Annotated in this window: 12 protein-coding genes; 8 read left to right on the top strand and 4 right to left on the bottom strand. The window is 68.3% G+C overall.

Annotated elements, in window-relative coordinates:
- Positions 1-169: 169 nt before the first annotated feature.
- The 7 genes from PM1_RS04420 (at position 170) to PM1_RS04390 (ending at position 12,097) form a co-directional block, all read left to right on the top strand.
- Positions 170-2,242, top strand: coding sequence for a putative bifunctional diguanylate cyclase/phosphodiesterase (locus PM1_RS04420; RefSeq protein WP_009615877.1), 2,073 nt, complete (start codon positions 170-172; stop codon positions 2,240-2,242).
- 128 nt (positions 2,243-2,370) lie between these two features.
- Entirely contained in the window at positions 2,371-3,717 is a 1,347-nt protein-coding gene (locus PM1_RS04415; protein ID WP_009615875.1) for an imelysin family protein, read from the top strand.
- Between the two features lie 174 nt (positions 3,718-3,891).
- The gene (locus PM1_RS04410) at positions 3,892-5,310 is read left to right on the top strand and encodes a di-heme oxidoreductase family protein (RefSeq protein ID WP_009615873.1); all 1,419 of its coding nucleotides are present in this window, start codon (positions 3,892-3,894) and stop codon (positions 5,308-5,310) included.
- A gap of 10 nt (positions 5,311-5,320) precedes the next feature.
- Positions 5,321-6,382 carry an imelysin family protein gene (locus PM1_RS04405; RefSeq protein ID WP_009615871.1) on the top strand — a complete coding sequence of 354 codons (1,062 nt, stop codon included), beginning with the start codon at positions 5,321-5,323 and terminating at the stop codon, positions 6,380-6,382.
- A gap of 139 nt (positions 6,383-6,521) precedes the next feature.
- Positions 6,522-7,619 (top strand): DUF1513 domain-containing protein, encoded by a 1,098-nt coding sequence (locus PM1_RS04400; RefSeq protein WP_009615869.1) that lies wholly within the window; start codon positions 6,522-6,524, stop codon positions 7,617-7,619.
- A 223-nt stretch (positions 7,620-7,842) separates the two neighbouring features.
- The gene (locus tag PM1_RS04395; RefSeq protein ID WP_009615867.1) at positions 7,843-8,955 is read left to right on the top strand and encodes an efflux RND transporter periplasmic adaptor subunit; all 1,113 of its coding nucleotides are present in this window, start codon (positions 7,843-7,845) and stop codon (positions 8,953-8,955) included.
- Between the two features lie 88 nt (positions 8,956-9,043).
- On the top strand, positions 9,044-12,097 hold the full coding sequence (locus tag PM1_RS04390; protein ID WP_009615865.1) for a multidrug efflux RND transporter permease subunit: 3,054 nt from the start codon (positions 9,044-9,046) through the stop codon (positions 12,095-12,097).
- Between the two features lie 225 nt (positions 12,098-12,322).
- On the opposite strand, the gene PM1_RS04385 is transcribed toward PM1_RS04390, so the two are convergent.
- The 4 genes from PM1_RS04385 to PM1_RS04370 form a co-directional block, all read right to left on the bottom strand.
- A complete protein-coding gene (locus PM1_RS04385) occupies positions 12,323-13,693 on the bottom strand; it encodes a spinster family MFS transporter (protein ID WP_009615863.1) in 1,371 nt (456 codons plus the stop codon).
- Positions 13,694-14,159: 466 nt separating this feature from the next.
- A complete protein-coding gene (locus PM1_RS04380; protein WP_009615860.1) occupies positions 14,160-14,777 on the bottom strand; it encodes an SOS response-associated peptidase in 618 nt (205 codons plus the stop codon).
- Between the two features lie 18 nt (positions 14,778-14,795).
- A complete protein-coding gene (locus PM1_RS04375; protein WP_009615858.1) occupies positions 14,796-15,062 on the bottom strand; it encodes a putative signal transducing protein in 267 nt (88 codons plus the stop codon).
- Positions 15,062-15,244, bottom strand: a complete 183-nt coding sequence (locus PM1_RS04370) for a CPXCG motif-containing cysteine-rich protein (RefSeq protein ID WP_009615856.1) — start codon at positions 15,242-15,244, stop codon at positions 15,062-15,064. Before PM1_RS04370 ends, PM1_RS04375 begins: the two co-directional genes overlap by 1 nt.
- 136 nt (positions 15,245-15,380) lie before the next feature.
- On the opposite strand from PM1_RS04370, the gene PM1_RS04365 reads away from it, so the two are divergent.
- Positions 15,381-16,538, top strand: coding sequence for a 1-acyl-sn-glycerol-3-phosphate acyltransferase (locus PM1_RS04365; RefSeq protein WP_024128437.1), 1,158 nt, complete (start codon positions 15,381-15,383; stop codon positions 16,536-16,538).
- The last annotated feature ends 24 nt before the right edge of the window (positions 16,539-16,562 follow it).

Here is a 16,562-nt window from a genome sequence, read left to right as displayed (position 1 = left end):
CCGGCCTGAAGCCGGGTTTCTGCTTTCTGCGCGCCAGAAGGACAAGGCTCGGCTAACCTGAGAGTCGGATTTGGTCGGAAAAAGGGTGATGGCCCTTTGACGTCAAAGCTCCGTTTGCCAATACTCAGACCTGTCTTTCGCCGGATGGCGATGAACAAGGAAAGCACCCTTGAAACTGGACCCCCGGCACAGGCTCTCCCTCAAGCTGCTGCGCGTCGTATTGCTCGCGGCGCTGGTGGTGGGTGTCGTCCTGAGTTGCGCGCAGATCGTCTTCGACGCCCACAAGGCGCGGCAGGCGGTGCACAACGATGCCCAGCGGATCCTCGCCATGGTCCGCGACCCGTCCACCCAGGCGGTCTACAGCCTGGACCGCGACATGGCCATGCAGGTGCTCGAAGGCCTGTTCCAGCATGAAGCGGTGCGCTACGCCGCCATCGGCCACCCCGACGAACCCATGCTGGCGGAGAAATCCCGCCCGCTGCTGGACTCCCCCACCCGCTGGCTCACCGACCCCATCCTCGGCCCCGAGCAGCACTATTCCATCCGCCTGGTCGGCCGCGGCGAGCCCGGCGAATACTACGGCGACCTGAAGATCACCCTGGACACCGCGCCCTACGGCCAGGACTTCGTGGTCACCTCGGTGATCATCTTCCTCTCCGGCATCCTCCGCGCCCTGGCCATGGGCCTGGTGCTGTTCCTGGTCTACCACTGGCTGCTGACCAAGCCGCTGTGGCGCATCATCGACCACCTCACCAGCATCAACCCCGACCGCCCCGGCGAGCACAAGCTGCCGATGCTGGCCGGCCACGAGCACAACGAACTGGGGCTGTGGATCAACACCGCCAACCAGTTGCTGGAATCCATCGAGCGCAACGGCCACCTGCGCCGCGAGGCGGAGAACAGCCTGCTGCGCATCTCCCAGTACGACTTCCTCACCGGCCTGCCGAACCGCAAGCTGCTGCAGCAGCGCCTGGACCAGATACTCGCCGACGCCGGCCGCGAGGAACGCCGCGTGGCGGTGCTGTGCCTGGGCCTGGACGACTTCAAGGGCATCAACGAACAGCACGGCTACCAGTTCGGCGACCAGCTGCTGATCGCCCTGGCCGACCGCCTGCGCGGCCACAGCGCCCAGCTCGGCGCCCTGGCGCGCCTGGGCGGCGACCAGTTCGCCCTGGTCCAGGCCGACATCGAGCAGCCCTACGAGGCGGCGGAGCTGGCCCAGCAGATCCTCGACGACCTGGAGCTGCCCTTCCAGCTCGACGAGCAGCCGGTGCAACTGCGCGCCACCATCGGCATCACCCTCTACCCCGAGGACGGCGAGAGCACCGAGAAGCTGCTGCAGAAGGCCGAGCAGACCATGACCCTGGCCAAGACCCGCTCGCGCAACCGCTACCAGTTCTACATCGCCAGCGTAGACAGCGAGATGCGCCGCCGCCGCGAGCTGGAGAAGGACCTGCGCGAGGCGTTGTCGCGCAACGAGCTGCACATCGTCTACCAGCCGCAGGTGGACTACCGCGACCACCGCGTGGTCGGCGTCGAGGCCCTGCTGCGCTGGCAGCACCCGACCCAGGGCTGGGTCGCGCCGGACCTGTTCATCCCCCTGGCCGAGCAGAACGGCAGCATCTTCGCCATCGGCGAATGGGTGCTCGACCAGTCCTGCAAGCAACTGCGCGAATGGCACGACCAGGGCTTCGACGACCTGCGCCTGGCGGTCAACCTGTCCACCGTGCAGCTGCGCCACAACGCCCTGCCCAGGGTGGTCAGCAACCTGTTGCAGATCCACCGCCTGCCGCCGCGCTCGCTGGAGCTGGAAGTCACCGAGACCGGCCTGATGGAAGACATCTCCACCGCCGCCCAGCACCTGCTCAGCCTGCGCCGCGCCGGCGCGCTGATCGCCATCGACGACTTCGGCACCGGCTATTCCTCGCTCAGTTACCTGAAGAGCCTGCCGCTGGACAAGATCAAGATCGACAAGAGCTTCGTCCAGGACCTGCTGCAGGACGACGACGACGCCACCATCGTCCGGGCCATCATCCAGTTGGGCAAGAGCCTGGGCATGCAGGTCATCGCCGAGGGCGTGGAGACCCTCGAGCAGGAGGCCTACATCATCGACCAGGGCTGTCACGAGGGGCAGGGCTACCTGTACAGCAAGCCGCTGCCGGCGCGCGAGCTGACCCTCTATCTGAAGCAGGCGCGGCGCCTGGCCGAGGCCGCCGGCAGCTCCAGCATCGAACGCCGCTGATCCCCCCGCTGTGAAGGCTGCTGGCAAATCGCAAGCGCGGCCTTTTCAAAAATGCAAATCTTTCGCATTATGTTGCCGCTTTCGTTGCGCACACCTTTTTGCGCCACCCTCATGCTAAGGAACCCGCCATGACTCGTATGCCCTGGGCCACCGCCAGCCTGCTGGCCATCGCCATCTCCCTCGCCGGCTGCGGCGACGACAAGAAAGAAGCTTCCGCCCCGGCCAGCCAGGCAGCCACCCCGGCCGCCAGCACCCAGAGCGCCGCCCCGGCCGCCGCCAAGGTCGACGAGGCCGCGGTCAAGGCCGTGGTGAAGAACTACGCGGACATGGCGGAGGCCGTCTTCAGCGACTCCCTGACTACCGCCCAGGCCCTGCAGAAGGCCGTCGACGCCTTCCTCGCCAAGCCCAGCGAAGAAACCCTCAAGGCCGCCCGCGAGGCCTGGCTGGCCGCGCGCGTGCCCTACTCGCAGAGCGAAGCCTTCCGCTTCGGCAACAAGGTCGTCGACGACTGGGAAGGCGCGGTCAACGCCTGGCCGCTGGACGAAGGCCTGATCGACTACGTCGCCAAGGACTACCAGCACGCCGAGGGCAACCCGGCCGCCAGCGCCAACATCGTCGCCAACACCGAGATCCAGGTCGGCGAAGACAAGATCGACGTCAAGGAAATCACCGGCGAGAAGCTGGCCAGCCTGAACGAAGTGGCCGGTTCCGAAGCCAACGTCGCCACCGGCTACCACGCCATCGAGTTCCTCCTCTGGGGCCAGGACCTCAACGGCACCAAGCCCGGCGCCGGCAACCGCCCCTATACCGACTACGTCCAGGGCAAGGACTGCAGCAACGGTCACTGCGACCGCCGCGCGGCCTACCTGAAGGCCGTCACCGACCTGCTGGTGACCCAGCTGGAAGAAATGGTCGGCAACTGGAAGGCCGGCGTCGCCGACAACTACCGCGCCAAGCTGGAAGCCGACGGCGCCGACGCCAACCTGCGCAAGATCTTCTTCGGCATGGGCAGCCTGTCCCTGGGCGAGCTGGCCGGCGAGCGCATGAAGGTGGCCCTGGAAGCCAACTCCACCGAAGACGAGCACGACTGCTTCAGCGACAACACCCACCACACCCTGTACTTCAACGCCGAAGGCATCCGCAACATCTACCTGGGCGAGTACAAGCGCGTGGACGGCAGCCTGGTCAAGGGCCCGAGCGTGGCCGACCTGGTGGCCAAGGCCGATGCCCAGGCCAACACCGACCTGAAGGCCGACCTCGACGCTACCCAGGCCAAGATGCAGGCCATCGTCGACCGCGCCGAGAAGGATGGCGTGCACTTCGACCAGATGATCGCCCCGGCCGACGAAGCCGACCACAAGATCATCAGCGACGCCATCGCTTCCCTGGTCAAGCAGACCGGCGCCATCGAGAAAGCCGCCGCCGCCCTGGGCATCCAGGACCTGAAGCCGGACAACGCCGATCACCAGTTCTGATCGACGCCCGCGCTGCGGCAACCGGCCGCAGCGCACTGGCCAAGCCAAGGCCCCGCGAACCGGGGCCTTGGCGTTTCATCCGGGCCACACGGCAATAGCGAATACAAATTTTTCATATTTGCATTTGCCCAACTGCTAAGATGGCCCGCCCGTTTTTCAGCCTGGATCGCCTCGATGTACCGCCGTCCAACCGCAGCCCTCGCCGCCCTGCTCGCTACCCTGGCCCTTGCCGGCTGCGGTCGCGAAGAGCCCAAGGCGGTGGCCGAACCGGGCGAGGCCCTGTCCGGCGGCGGCGCCACCGTGTACCAGGCCGACCGCAACGCCTACTCCATGCCCTCGGGCAACCTCACGCCCAGCCGCCGCCTGGACTTCAGCGTGGGCAACAGCTTCTTCCGCAACCCCTGGGTGATCGCGCCCACCACCACCACCGCGCGCGACGGCCTGGGGCCGCTGTACAACACCAACGCCTGCCAGAACTGCCACATCAAGGACGGCCGCGGCCATCCGCCGGGGCCCAGGGACATCAACGCGGTGTCCATGCTGGTGCGCCTGTCGATTCCCGCCGGCGCCGAGGACGCACGCACCCTGAAGCGCCTGGGCGTGGTGCCCGAGCCGGTCTACGGCGGCCAGTTGCAGGACTCGGCGATTCCCGGCGTGGCCCCCGAGGCGCGGGTGCGCATGGACTACGAGCCGGTGAAGGTGAGCTTCAAGGACGGCACCGAGGTCGAGCTGCGCAAGCCGATCCTGCGCCTCACCGACCTGGGCTACGGCCCCATGCACCCGGACACCCAGTTCTCCGCCCGCGTCGCCCCGCCGATGATCGGCCTGGGCCTGCTGGAGGCCATCCCCGAAGCGGCGATCCTGGCCAATGCCGACGCCGAGGACCGCAACGGCGACGGCATCCGCGGCCGCGCCAACCGCGTCTGGGACGACGCCCGCCAGCAGACCGTGCTCGGCCGCTTCGGCTGGAAGGCCGGGCAGCCCGACGTGGCGCAGCAGAACGCCCACGCCTTCTCCGGCGACATGGGCCTGACCAGCCCCCTGCTGCCCGGCGACGACTGCACCGAGGCCCAGGTCGACTGCCGCCAGGCCGTCGACGGCGGCAAGCCCGAGGTCAGCCAGCGCATCTTCGACCAGGTCGCCTTCTACGCGCGCAACCTCGCGGTGCCGGCGCGGCGCAAGGTCGACGACCCGCAGGTGCTGGCCGGCAAGGCGCTGTTCCACCAGGCCGGCTGCGCCGGCTGCCACACCCCGAAGTTCACCACCGGGCCCGACGCCGCCGAGCCGGAGCTGGCCAACCAGGTGATCCGCCCCTACAGCGACCTTCTACTACATGACATGGGCGAGGGACTCGCGGACAATCGCCCGGAATTTCTCGCCGGCGGACGCGACTGGCGCACCCCGCCGCTATGGGGCATCGGCCTGACCGAGGTGGTCAACGGCCATACCCAGTTCCTCCACGACGGGCGCGCGCGCAACCTGCTGGAAGCCGTGCTCTGGCACGGCGGCGAGGCCGAGGCGGCCAGGCAGCGGGTACTGGCCTTCGACGCCGCGCAGCGCAGCGCCCTGCTGGACTTCCTGAATTCACTCTAAGGAGCCGAACATGTTCCGCCCCCGACTACTGCTCACCAGCCTCGCCATCGCCCTGGGCGCCTGCTCGCCGCAGGACCCGCAGGCGACCACCAGCGCCGCGCTGGCCCAGCAGGTGATCCTGCCGGCCTACAGCCGCTGGGTCGACGCCGACCGCGCCCTGGCCGCCAGCGCCCTGGCCTTCTGCCAGGGCAAGGAAGAGCTGGCCAAGGCTCGCGCCGATTTCGTCGCCGCGCAGAAGGCCTGGGCCGAATTGCAGCCGCTGCTGATCGGCCCGCTGGCCGAGGGCAACCGCGCCTGGCAGGTGCAGTTCTACCCGGACAAGAAGAACCTGGTGGCGCGCCAGGTCGAGCAACTGCTCAACGGCGACGCGCAGATCACCCCCGCCACCCTGGCCAAGTCCAGCGTGGTGGTGCAGGGCCTGACCGCCTACGAATACATCCTCTTCGACGCCAGGATCGACCTGGCCGACGCCGCCACCCGCGCGCGCTACTGCCCGCTGCTGGAAGCCATCGGCGAGCACCAGCAGGCCCTGGCCCAGGACATCCTGACGCGCTGGAAGGCCGACAACGGCATGCTCGCGCAGATGAGCAAGTTCCCCAACGAGCGCTACGCCGACGCCCACGAGGCCATCGCCGAGATGATGCGCGTGCAGGTCACCGCCCTGGACATGCTGAAGAAGAAGCTCGGCACCCCGCTGGGCCGCCAGAGCAAGGGCATCCCGCAGCCGTTCCAGGCCGAGAACTGGCGCAGCGACATCTCCCTGGCCAGCCTGGAGTCGAGCCTGAATGGCGCCGAGGCGCTGTGGAAAGGCACCGACGGCAAGGGCCTGCGCGCCCTGCTGCCGAGCGAGCAGAAGGACCTGGCCGGCAAGATCGACGCCGCCTACGCCGACGTCCACGGCAAGTTCGCCGCGCTCAAGCAGCCCCTGGGCGAACTGCTCAAGGACGATGCCGGCGTCAAGCAGCTCAACGAGCTGTACGACAGCCTGAACGTGGTCCACCGCCTGCACGAGGGCGAGCTGGCCAAGGCGCTGAACGTACAGCTGGGCTTCAACGCCAACGACGGCGACTGACCAGTCGAGCGTCGGCCATGCGTCGTTGGACAGACACGTCGAATTCGCAGATGCGAACTCCGCATTCGCCGTGTCTCTCCGCCTAGCCTGGCTCTAGCTCGCCGGATCAGGGGTGAATGAAGTGAAAGAGGTGAACGCCATGCTGCGACGTCACGTGATCGGCCTGGGCAGCCTGCTGCTCGGCGCCCTCTCCTTCGGCGGCTGGACGCTGTCGCGCAAGGGCAAGGAGCCCCTGCTGCTGTCCGCCCGCGACGACGCGGATGGCAAGCACTACGCGGTGGGCTACCGCCTGGACGGCAGCTGCGCGTTCGCCACCGAGGTGGGCCTGCGTTGCCACGCCATCGTCCAGCACCCGACGCTGCCGCTGGCGCTGTTCGTGGCCCGCCGCCCGGGGCGCCAGAGCTACCTGGTGAGCCTGGAGGACGGCCGCCTGCTGCAGACCCTGGGCTCGCAGCCGGACCGCCACTTCTACGGCCACGGCGTGTGGCACAAGGAGGGCGAGTGGCTCTACGCCACCGAGAACGACACCACCGACCCGGGCCGCGGCCTGCTCGGCATCTACCGCTTCGACGGCGAGAAGCTGGCGCACGCCGGTGAAGTACCGACCCATGGCCTGGGCCCCCACGAAGTGGCCTGGCTGCCCGACGGCGAGACCCTGGTGGTGGCCAACGGCGGCATCCGCACCGAAGCCGAAAGCCGGGTGGAGATGAACCTCGACGCCATGGAACCGAGCCTGGTGCTGATGCGCCGCGACGGCTCGCTGATCTCCAAGGAAACCCTGCCCCAGCAGATGAACAGCGTGCGCCACCTGGCCATCGCCGCCGACGGCACCATCGTCGCCTGCCAGCAGTTCATGGGTGACGCCCACGAGGCCGCCGACCTGCTCGCCATCAAGCGCCCCGGCCAGAGCTTCCAGCCTTTCCCGCTGGGCGAGGAACAGCGCCAGGCCATGGTCCAGTACACCGCCAGCGTGGCGGTGCACGACGAACTGCGCCTGGTGGCCCTGACCGCGCCGCGCGGCAACCGCTTCTTTATCTGGGACCTGGACAGCGGCGCCCTGCGCCTGGACGCGCCGCTGCCCGACTGCGCCGGCGTCGGCGCGGTGAAGGACGGCTTCGTGGTCACCTCCGGCCAGGGCCGCTGCCGCCTCTACGACTGCCGCGGCGAGAAGATCGCCGCCGAGGCGCTGCAACTGCCGCCGGCGTTCTGGGACAACCACCTGCACCTGGCGTCCTGAACCGCGCAGGGCCGCGCTAAATCCCCCGCGAGGGGAAACGTCCTGCAATCAAGGCACTTTGACGCGGCAGCGAACTCCGTCTAATGTGCGCACTTCTGCCCCGCAACGGGGCATTCCCGCCAGGCTCCGGGAACCGATGCAGTCCCGCGAAGGCAGGGCCGGTCATACAGGAACGGGCCCCTCGCAGCGCAGAGCCGCCAGGCACTTACCAAGGAACAGGAACATGTTGCGCCGCATGCTGATCATGCTCGGCGCGGTCGCCGTCATAGTCGCGGTGCTCGCCGGCTCCAAGTACTTCTCCATCCAGAAGCAGATCGCCCAGTTCACCGCGCCGCGCCCGCCGGTCAGCGTCACCGCGGTCAAGGCCGAGGAACTCACCTGGCAGAGCCGCCTGCCGGCCATCGGCACCCTGCGCGCCAACCAGGGCGTGGTGCTCACCGCCGAAGCCTCGGGCACCGTGCGCCAGGTGCTGTTCGCCTCCGGCGAGAAGGTCCGCGTCGACCAGCCCATCGTGCAGCTGGAGAACGACGTCGAGGCCGCCACCCTGCGCACCGCCGAGGCCGACCTCAACCTGGCCCAGGTGGAGTTCGAGCGCGGCCGCAGCCTGGTCGGCCGCCAGGCCATCTCCAAGAGCGAGTTCGACCGCCTGGCCGCGCAGCTGCAGCGCTCCAGCGCCACGGTCGCGCAGCTCAAGGCGGCGCTGGCGAAGAAGCGCGTGCTCGCCCCCTTCGGCGGCACCATCGGCATCCGCCAGGTGGACGTCGGCGACTACGTCTCGCCGGGCACGCCCATCGCCACCCTGCAGGACCTTTCCACCCTGCTGGTGGACTTCTTCCTGCCGGAACAGGACTTCCCCCGCCTGCAGGTCGGCCAGCGCGTGCTGGTCACGGTCGCGGCCTACCCGGGCCAGGTGTTCGAGGCGCGCATCCAGGCGCTGAACCCGCGGGTGGACAACGAGACGCGCAACCTGCAGGTGCGCGCGGCCATGGCCAACCCCGACGGCAAGCTGCTGCCGGGGATGTTCGCCAGCCTCGAGGTGCAGCTGCCGGAAACCGCGCAGCGCGTGGTGGTGCCGGAGACCGCCATCGCCTTCACCCTGTACGGCAACTCGGTGTACGTGGTGGGGCCGAAGCAGGACAAGGACGGCAAGCCGCAGAACGATGCCAAGGGCCAACCGCTGCTGGCCGTGGAGCGCCGCTTCGTCAAGGTCGGCGAGCGCCGCGAAGGCAAGGCGGTGATCCTCGACGGCCTGAAGGTCGGCGACCAGGTGGTGACCAGCGGCCAGCTCAAGCTGGACAGCGGTACCCCGGTGGCCATCGTCGACGACGTGCGCTGAGCCGCAACCCAAGCACCAGGGCCGCCCGCGCGGCCGCCGAACCCCGCCCGGCCACGGCCGCGCGGGCGCAACGACAAAGGACTGAACCATGGCCTTTACCGATCCCTTCATCCGCCGCCCGGTGCTGGCGACGGTGGTCAGCCTGCTGATCGTCCTGCTCGGCATGCAGGCCTTCAGCCGCCTGGTGATCCGCGAATACCCGCAGATGGAGAACGCGCTGATCACCGTCACCACCTTCTACGCCGGGGCCAACGCCGAGACCATCCAGGGCTACATCACCCAGCCGCTGCAGCAGAGCCTGGCCAGCGCCGAGGGCATCGACTACATGACCTCGGTGAGCCGGCAGAACTACTCGGTGATCTCCATCTACGCGCACATCGGCGCCAACACCGACCGCCTGGTGACCGAGCTGCTGTCGAAGATCGGCGAGGTGAAGACGCAGCTGCCGCCCGACGCCGAGGACCCGGTGCTGGACAAGGAAGCCGCCGACGCCTCGGCGCTGATGTACATCAGCTTCTACAGCGAGCACATGGACAACCCGCAGATCACCGACTACCTGTCGCGGGTGATCCAGCCCAAGCTCGCCACCCTGCCGGGCATCGCCGAGGCCGAGATCCTCGGCAACCAGGTGTTCGCCATGCGCCTGTGGCTGGACCCGGTGAAGATGGCCGCCTACGGCATCACCGCCAGCGACATCGACGACGCGGTGCGCAAGTACAACTTCCTCTCCGCCGCTGGCGAGGTGAAGGGCGAGCTGGTGGTCACCAGCGTCAACGCCGCCACCGACCTGAAATCGCCGCAGGCCTTCGCCGCCATCCCACTGAAGACCCTCGGCGATCGCCGCGTGCTGATGAGCGACGTGGCGCGGGTGGAACTGGGCGCGGCCAGCTACGACTCGGTCAGCTCGTTCAACGGCATCCCCTCGGTGTACATCGGCATCAAGGGCACGCCCAGTTCCAACCCGCTGGACGTGATCAAGGAAGTCCGCGCCAAGATGCCCGAGCTGGAGGAACAGCTGCCGCCGGACCTGAAGGTGTCCATCGCCTACGACGCCACGCGCTTCATCCAGGCCTCCATCGACGAGGTGGTGAAGACCCTCGGCGAGGCGATCCTCATCGTCATCGTGGTGGTCTTCCTGTTCCTCGGCGCCTTCCGCTCGGTGCTGATCCCGGTGGTGACCATCCCGCTGTCGATGATCGGCGTGCTGTTCTTCATGCAGCTGATGGGCTACTCCATCAACCTGCTGACGCTGCTGGCCATGGTGCTCGCCATCGGCCTGGTGGTGGACGACGCCATCGTGGTGGTGGAGAACATCCACCGCCACATCGAGGACGGCAAGTCGCCCTTCCAAGGCGCCATCGAAGGCGCCCGGGAAATCGCCGTGCCGGTGGTCACCATGACCATCACCCTGGCCGCGGTGTACGCCCCCATCGGCTTCCTCAGCGGCCTGACCGGCGCGCTGTTCAAGGAGTTCGCCTTCACCCTGGCCGGCGCGGTGATCATCTCCGGCGTAGTCGCGCTGACGCTGTCGCCGATGATGTGCTCGCGCCTGCTGCGCCACGACGAGAACCCCAGCGGCCTGTCGCACCGCCTGGATCTGCTCTTCGAAGGCCTGAAGCGACGCTACCAGCGCAGCCTCCACGCCACCCTGGACAACCGCCCGGTGGTGCTGGTGTTCGGCGCGCTGGTGCTGGCGATCATCCCGCTGCTGCTGGTGTTCACCCACAAGGAACTGGCGCCGGAGGAAGACCAGGGCATCGTCTTCCTCATGGCCAACGCGCCGCAGACCGCCAACCTGGACTACCTGAACAAGTACACCGGCGAGTTCGAGCGCATCTTCCGCACCTTCCCCGAGTACTATTCGGCGTTCCAGATCAACGGCTACAACGGTGTGCAGAGCGGCATCGGCGGCATGTTGCTCAAGCCCTGGGACGAACGCGAGCGCAGCCAGATGGAGCTGCTCCACGCGGTGCAGGCCGAGCTGGACAAGATCCCCGGCCTGCAGATATTCGGCTTCAACCTGCCGTCGCTGCCGGGCACCGGCGAGGGCCTGCCGTTCCAGTTCGTGATCAACACCGCCAGCGACTACGAGTCGCTGCTGCAGGTGGCCGAGCGGGTGAAGAAGCGCGCCGAGGAATCCGGCAAGTTCGCCTTCCTCGACCTCGACCTGGCCTTCGACAAGCCGGAGCTGGTGGTCGACATCGACCGCGCCAAGGCGGCGCAGATGGGCGTGTCCATGCAGGACCTGGGCATCACCCTGGCCAGCCTGCTGGGCGAGGGCGAGATCAACCGCTTCACCATCGACGGGCGCAGCTACAAGGTGATCGCCCAGGTCGAGCGGCACTTCCGCGAGAACCCCGAGTGGCTGGGCAGCTACTACGTGAAGAACGGCCGCGGCGAGCTGCTGCCGCTGTCCACCGTGGTGACCCTGCACGAGCGCGCGCGGCCGCGCCAGCTCAACCAGTTCCAGCAGTTGAACTCGGCGATCGTCTCCGGCGTGCCGCTGGTGAGCATGGGCGACGCCATCGACACCGTGAAGCAGATCGCCGAGCAGGAGTCGCCGCGCGGCTTCGCCTTCGACTACGCCGGCGCCTCGCGGCAGTTCGTCCAGGAAGGCAACGCCCTGCTGCTGACCTTCGGCCTGGCCCTGGCGGTGATCTTCCTGGTGCTGGCCGCGCAGTTCGAGAGCTTCCGCGACCCGCTGGTGATCATGGTCACGGTGCCGCTGTCGATCTGCGGCGCGCTAGTGCCGCTGTTCCTCGGCCTGTCGAGCCTGAACATCTACACCCAGGTGGGCCTGGTGACGCTGATCGGGCTGATCAGCAAGCACGGCATCCTCATTGTCGAGTTCGCCAACCAGCTGCGCCACGAACGGGGCCTGGGCGTGCGCGAGGCGGTGGAAGAAGCCGCGGCCATCCGCCTGCGCCCGGTGCTGATGACCACCGCGGCCATGGTCCTGGGGGTGATCCCGCTGCTGCTGGCCACCGGCGCCGGCGCGGTGAGCCGCTTCGACATCGGCGTGGTGATCGCCACCGGGATGACCGTGGGCACGCTCTTCACCCTGTTCGTGCTGCCGTGCGTGTACACGCTGGTGGCGAAGAAGAACCTGACGCCCGTGGCCGAACCGACGCCGGCGCATTGAACGCTCATGGATAACCGTTGTAGCGGGCCCTGCCCGCGAATCGCGCGCAGGGCGCGCTCCTACCATACCGGAGGGCACGGCTTCTCGTAGGAGCGAGCTTGCTCGCGAACAGACTCCGCTGCGGGGGCTCATTCGCGAGCAAGGACTAGGCGTCCCCCTCAATCCTACAAAGAGCCCCCCGGCGCAGCCTGCAAGACAGTTGCTCCTACATGGAAGCGATGTGGATTACGCCGGCTGCCGCTGCATCCCGCCCTTGTCCTGCCCGGGTTCGCGCTGCAGGCTCCAGTTCTGCAGGTGCTCGCGGCTCTGGCGGTAGGGCTTCAGGCCCATGCCCAGCAGCAGCACGCCGCCCAGCAGCGCCAGGCTGGTGACGATCAGCAGCGAGTAGCGCAGCGCCATGTCGTCGTGGAACACGAAGTCGGTGACCAGCGCCACCGCGGTGGGGCCCACGCCCAGGCCGAACAGGGTGACCACGAACAGGTAGATGGCCGAGGCCTGGCCGCGCATGGAGTTGGGCATGATCTCCTGGATCGCCGCCGGCGCCACGCCGAAGGGCATGCTCAGGCAGAACACCGTGGGCGCCATCAGCAGGGCCACCAGGTTGGCGTCGTCCAGCAGCGGGAAGGTCACCGACAGCGGCAGCGCCAGGCAGGCCGCCAGCAGGCCCACGCGCATGTTGGCGTCAGTCCTGCCGCGCTTGGCCCAGCGGTCGGCCAGGCGCCCGCCGAAGACGATGCCCAGGCAGCCGAACACCGCCACTATGCTGCCGTACACCACGCCGACGTGGCCGGCGTCCCAGCCGTAGGTGCGGACGAAGAAGGTCGGCACCCAGGCGCCGCTGCCGTAGCTGGCGAAGGAGATGCAGGCGAAGCCGAAGTTGTGGCAGATCACCGTCCTGCGGTTGGCCCGCAAGTAGGCGCCGACCTCGCGCATCGGCACCTCGACGCCGGCGCCCACGCCGTGACGCTGCGGCTCCTTCACCGCCAGCATCAGCAGGGTGAAGAGCACACCGGCGGCGCCGAGAATGAGGAAGATCAGCTGCCAGGGGCGCACTTCGCCGAGCAGCGGCAGGTGCACGTCGCCCTGGGCCGAGGCGAACTTGATCACCAGCCCGCCGAGCAGGAAGGCCAGCCCGGAGCCCAGGTAGATGCCCATGGAATAGACGCTGATGGCGGTGGCCCGGCGCTGCGCCGGGAAGCTGTCGGCGATCAGCGAATAGGCCGCCGGCGACAGCGCCGCCTCGCCCACGCCGACGCCGACGCGGAACAGCAGGAACTGCCAGTACTGCCGGGCCAGGCCGCAGGCCGCGGTCATGGCGCTCCAGATCAGCACGCCGACGGTGATCAGCCCGCGCCGGCTGCGGCTGTCGGCCATGCGCCCGAGGGGGATGCCGCAAAGGGTGTAGAAGAGCGCGAAGGACAGCCCCATGAGCAGGCTCATCTGGGTGTCGCTGATGGCCAGGTCGCGGCGGATCGGCCCGACCAGCAGGTTGAGGATCTGCCGGTCGATGAACGACAGGACGTAGGCGACCATGAGGATCGCCACCGTGGACCAGGCCACGGCACTGGAGGGGTAGCCGTTGTTGTTATTGTGCATGCCGAACTCCTGTTCGCCGCCAACGCGGCCAGAGCGAAGGGGTGGAGTGCAGCTTAGGCAAGCGCAGGGGAAACTGGCGCGCACTATCAGGCTGCTGAATGCGAGTGGGGGCCTCTGGATGATAAGGCGGAGGGTGGAGGGTGTTTTTTGTAGGAGCGAGCTTGCTCGCGAAGGGGGGTTGCGTGGGTACCTACCCTGAAGAGCGCCCTCTCCCTAACCCTCTCCCTGAAGGGAGAGGGGACCGTTCGGCGTGCATGGGTATTCCTGCGTCAGCCGGCAAGCGCGGTGGTTTCCGGCTGAAACCATGCCTGTTCTCGGCACGGTCTAGCCCCCTCTCCCTTCAGGGCGGGGCGCGCAGCCGAGGGCTGGGGAGAGGGAGCGGAGCCAATCTGTCGCACATCGACAACCGGGAGGCGCCATTCGCGAGCAAGCTCGCTCCTACGAAAGCCCCTTCAGCGCTCCCGCATCAAGCCGGCGTCAAACACTCCGGCCCATCACAAGCCGGATCGTTGACTATGCTCGCCAACGCCTGCTCCCGCAGCCGCACCTGCGGCCGCGCCAGCAGGCTCAGCAGCTTGGGCAGCGGCGTCTCGTTACCCAGCCAGAGGGCCCTGTCCTCCTCGCTCTCCAGCAGCAACGGGCGGCGCAGCGGTCCGGCCGCCTGGGTCACCAGGGCCAGGCTCAGCCAGGTGTGGCCGTCCACCGGGTAGGCCTCCCAGACTGCGGCGAAATAGCTCAGGCCACTGGCGCCGGCCACCCAGTAGGGCCGCTTGCGCACGCCGCGCCATTCGTAGAAACCGTTGGCCGGCACCAGGCAGCGGCGGCGGGCGAAGGCTTCGCGGAACATCGGCTGCTCGTGCAGCGTCTCGGCGCGGGCGTGGGCCGGGGTGCGCGACAGGTCGGTGAGCCAGGCCGGGGTCAGGCCCCAGCGCGCCAGGTCGGCGCGGCGCACGCCGGCCTCCTCGCGCAGCATCAGCAGCTGCGCGCCGGGGGCAAGGTTCCAGTGCGGCGGGTGGTCCTTGGGAAAGCCCGGCAGCTCGGCGAGCTCGCGGGTCCAGCGGAACAGGGCAAAGCGGGCGGTCATCGGCGCTCCAGCGCGGCCTCAACAGAGCAGCACGCCACTGGCTGGGCCGAACTCGTCGGCCGGGCCGGGCATCGGCTGCGCGGCATTGTACGCCTGGATCAGCTCCCGCGCCTGTTGCGCCGCCCCGTCGTCGACCCACAGGTGCAGCAGCCCGTGCAGCGGCAGCTCGCCGATGCCACCGAGCAGGTGGCGGCCGCCGAGGTGGCAATCGATGCCCTCGCTGGCCAGCATGCCGGCCAGCAACTCGGCCTCGGCCAGGTCGGCCGGTTCGTAGACTCGCTGCATCAGTCGTCCTCCCGGTGAACCTCCAGCGACCACTGGGCGCCGTCGGTGTACAGCTGGAACAGGATGGGCCGGCAACACACCGGACAATCTTCATAGTAGCTCTGGTCGCCGCCGGAGAGGTCTAGCACGGCCTCGACCGCTTCCCCGCAATAGGGGCAGTGGTAAGCCTGGGTCTCGAGCATCTGAAGGTCCCCTGTGACTTCCGTTATACTCCCGCGGTCTTTTTATCCGGCCAGGCCCGCGGGCATGGCCGTTTTTCCGGGGGAGAGGCCCGCGCCAGACGCGTGCCGTGCCAGTTACACCCATGAACAAGAGAGCATGATGGGCGAGTTCGAAGCCATCCGACCGTACAACGACGCCGAAGTCCCGGCCGTTCTCCAGCGCCTGCTGAGCGACGACGCCTTCCTGGGTATTCTGGCGCGTTATCGTTATCCGCGCCTGTCGCGCCCCTTCGGCTGGCTGCTGCGCCCGCTGATCGCCCACCGCCTGGCCCGCGAGGTCACCGGCATCCGCAGCGTGGTGGAACTGCAGGACAAGTGCGAGCCCTACGTCGACCGCACCATCGAGCACGCCACCGACGGCGTCACCTACTCCGGGCTGGACAACCTCAAGAGCGGCCGCGCCTACCTGTTCATCGCCAACCACCGCGACATCGTGATGGACCCGGCGTTCTGCAACTACGCCATCTACCACGCCAAGCTGCCGACGCCGCGCATCGCCATCGGCGACAACCTGCTGCAGCGGCCCTTCGTCAGCGACCTGATGCGCCTGAACAAGAGCTTCATCGTGCACCGCTCGATCAGCGGCCGGCGCGAGAAGCTGGCGGCCTACACCACCCTTTCGGCCTACATCAACCATTCGATCCGCCACGACGGCGAGTCGGTGTGGATCGCCCAGGCCGAGGGCCGCGCCAAGGACGGTGACGACCGCACCGACTCGGCGATCCTCAAGATGTTCCACATGAGCCGCAAGGACGAGCCCTTCGCCGAGGTGATCCGCGAGCTGCACCTGATCCCGGTGTCGATCAGCTACGAGTACGACCCCTGCGACGCCGCCAAGGCCCGCGAGCTGTACACCCGCGCCACTACCGGCGAGTACCGCAAGGCGCCGGGCGAGGACGACGCCAGCATCGCCCAGGGCATCACCGGCTACAAAGGCCGCGTGCAGATCAACTTTGGCGCCGAGATGGACGGCGACTACGCCGACGCCAAGCAGCTGGCCGCCGCCCTGGACCGGCAGATCCTCGGCAACTACCGGCTGTTCCCGGTGCACTACCTGGCCTACGAGATGTCCGAGCTGCGCGACCCGGCCCTGGCCGTGCCCGGCGCCGAGAGCCTGTTCGGCGCCGAGGAACTGCGCCGGGCCCGCGAGCAGTGGCAGCAGCGCCTGCAGGCCTGCCCGCCGGAGCACCGCCCCTACCTGGTCCTGCAGTACGCCAACCCGGTGCTGAACCAGTACCGGCTCAAGCAGGCCTGAGCCACCGCATGAACGAAAAGGGCG

Origin of the sequence: Pseudomonas sp. M1 (assembly GCF_022760135.1) — a bacterium.
In the GTDB taxonomy this organism is placed as follows: Bacteria; Pseudomonadota; Gammaproteobacteria; order Pseudomonadales; family Pseudomonadaceae; genus Pseudomonas; species Pseudomonas citronellolis.
Note: the sequence above shows the minus strand (reverse complement) of the source record. Positions and strands in the feature narration are given on the sequence as shown.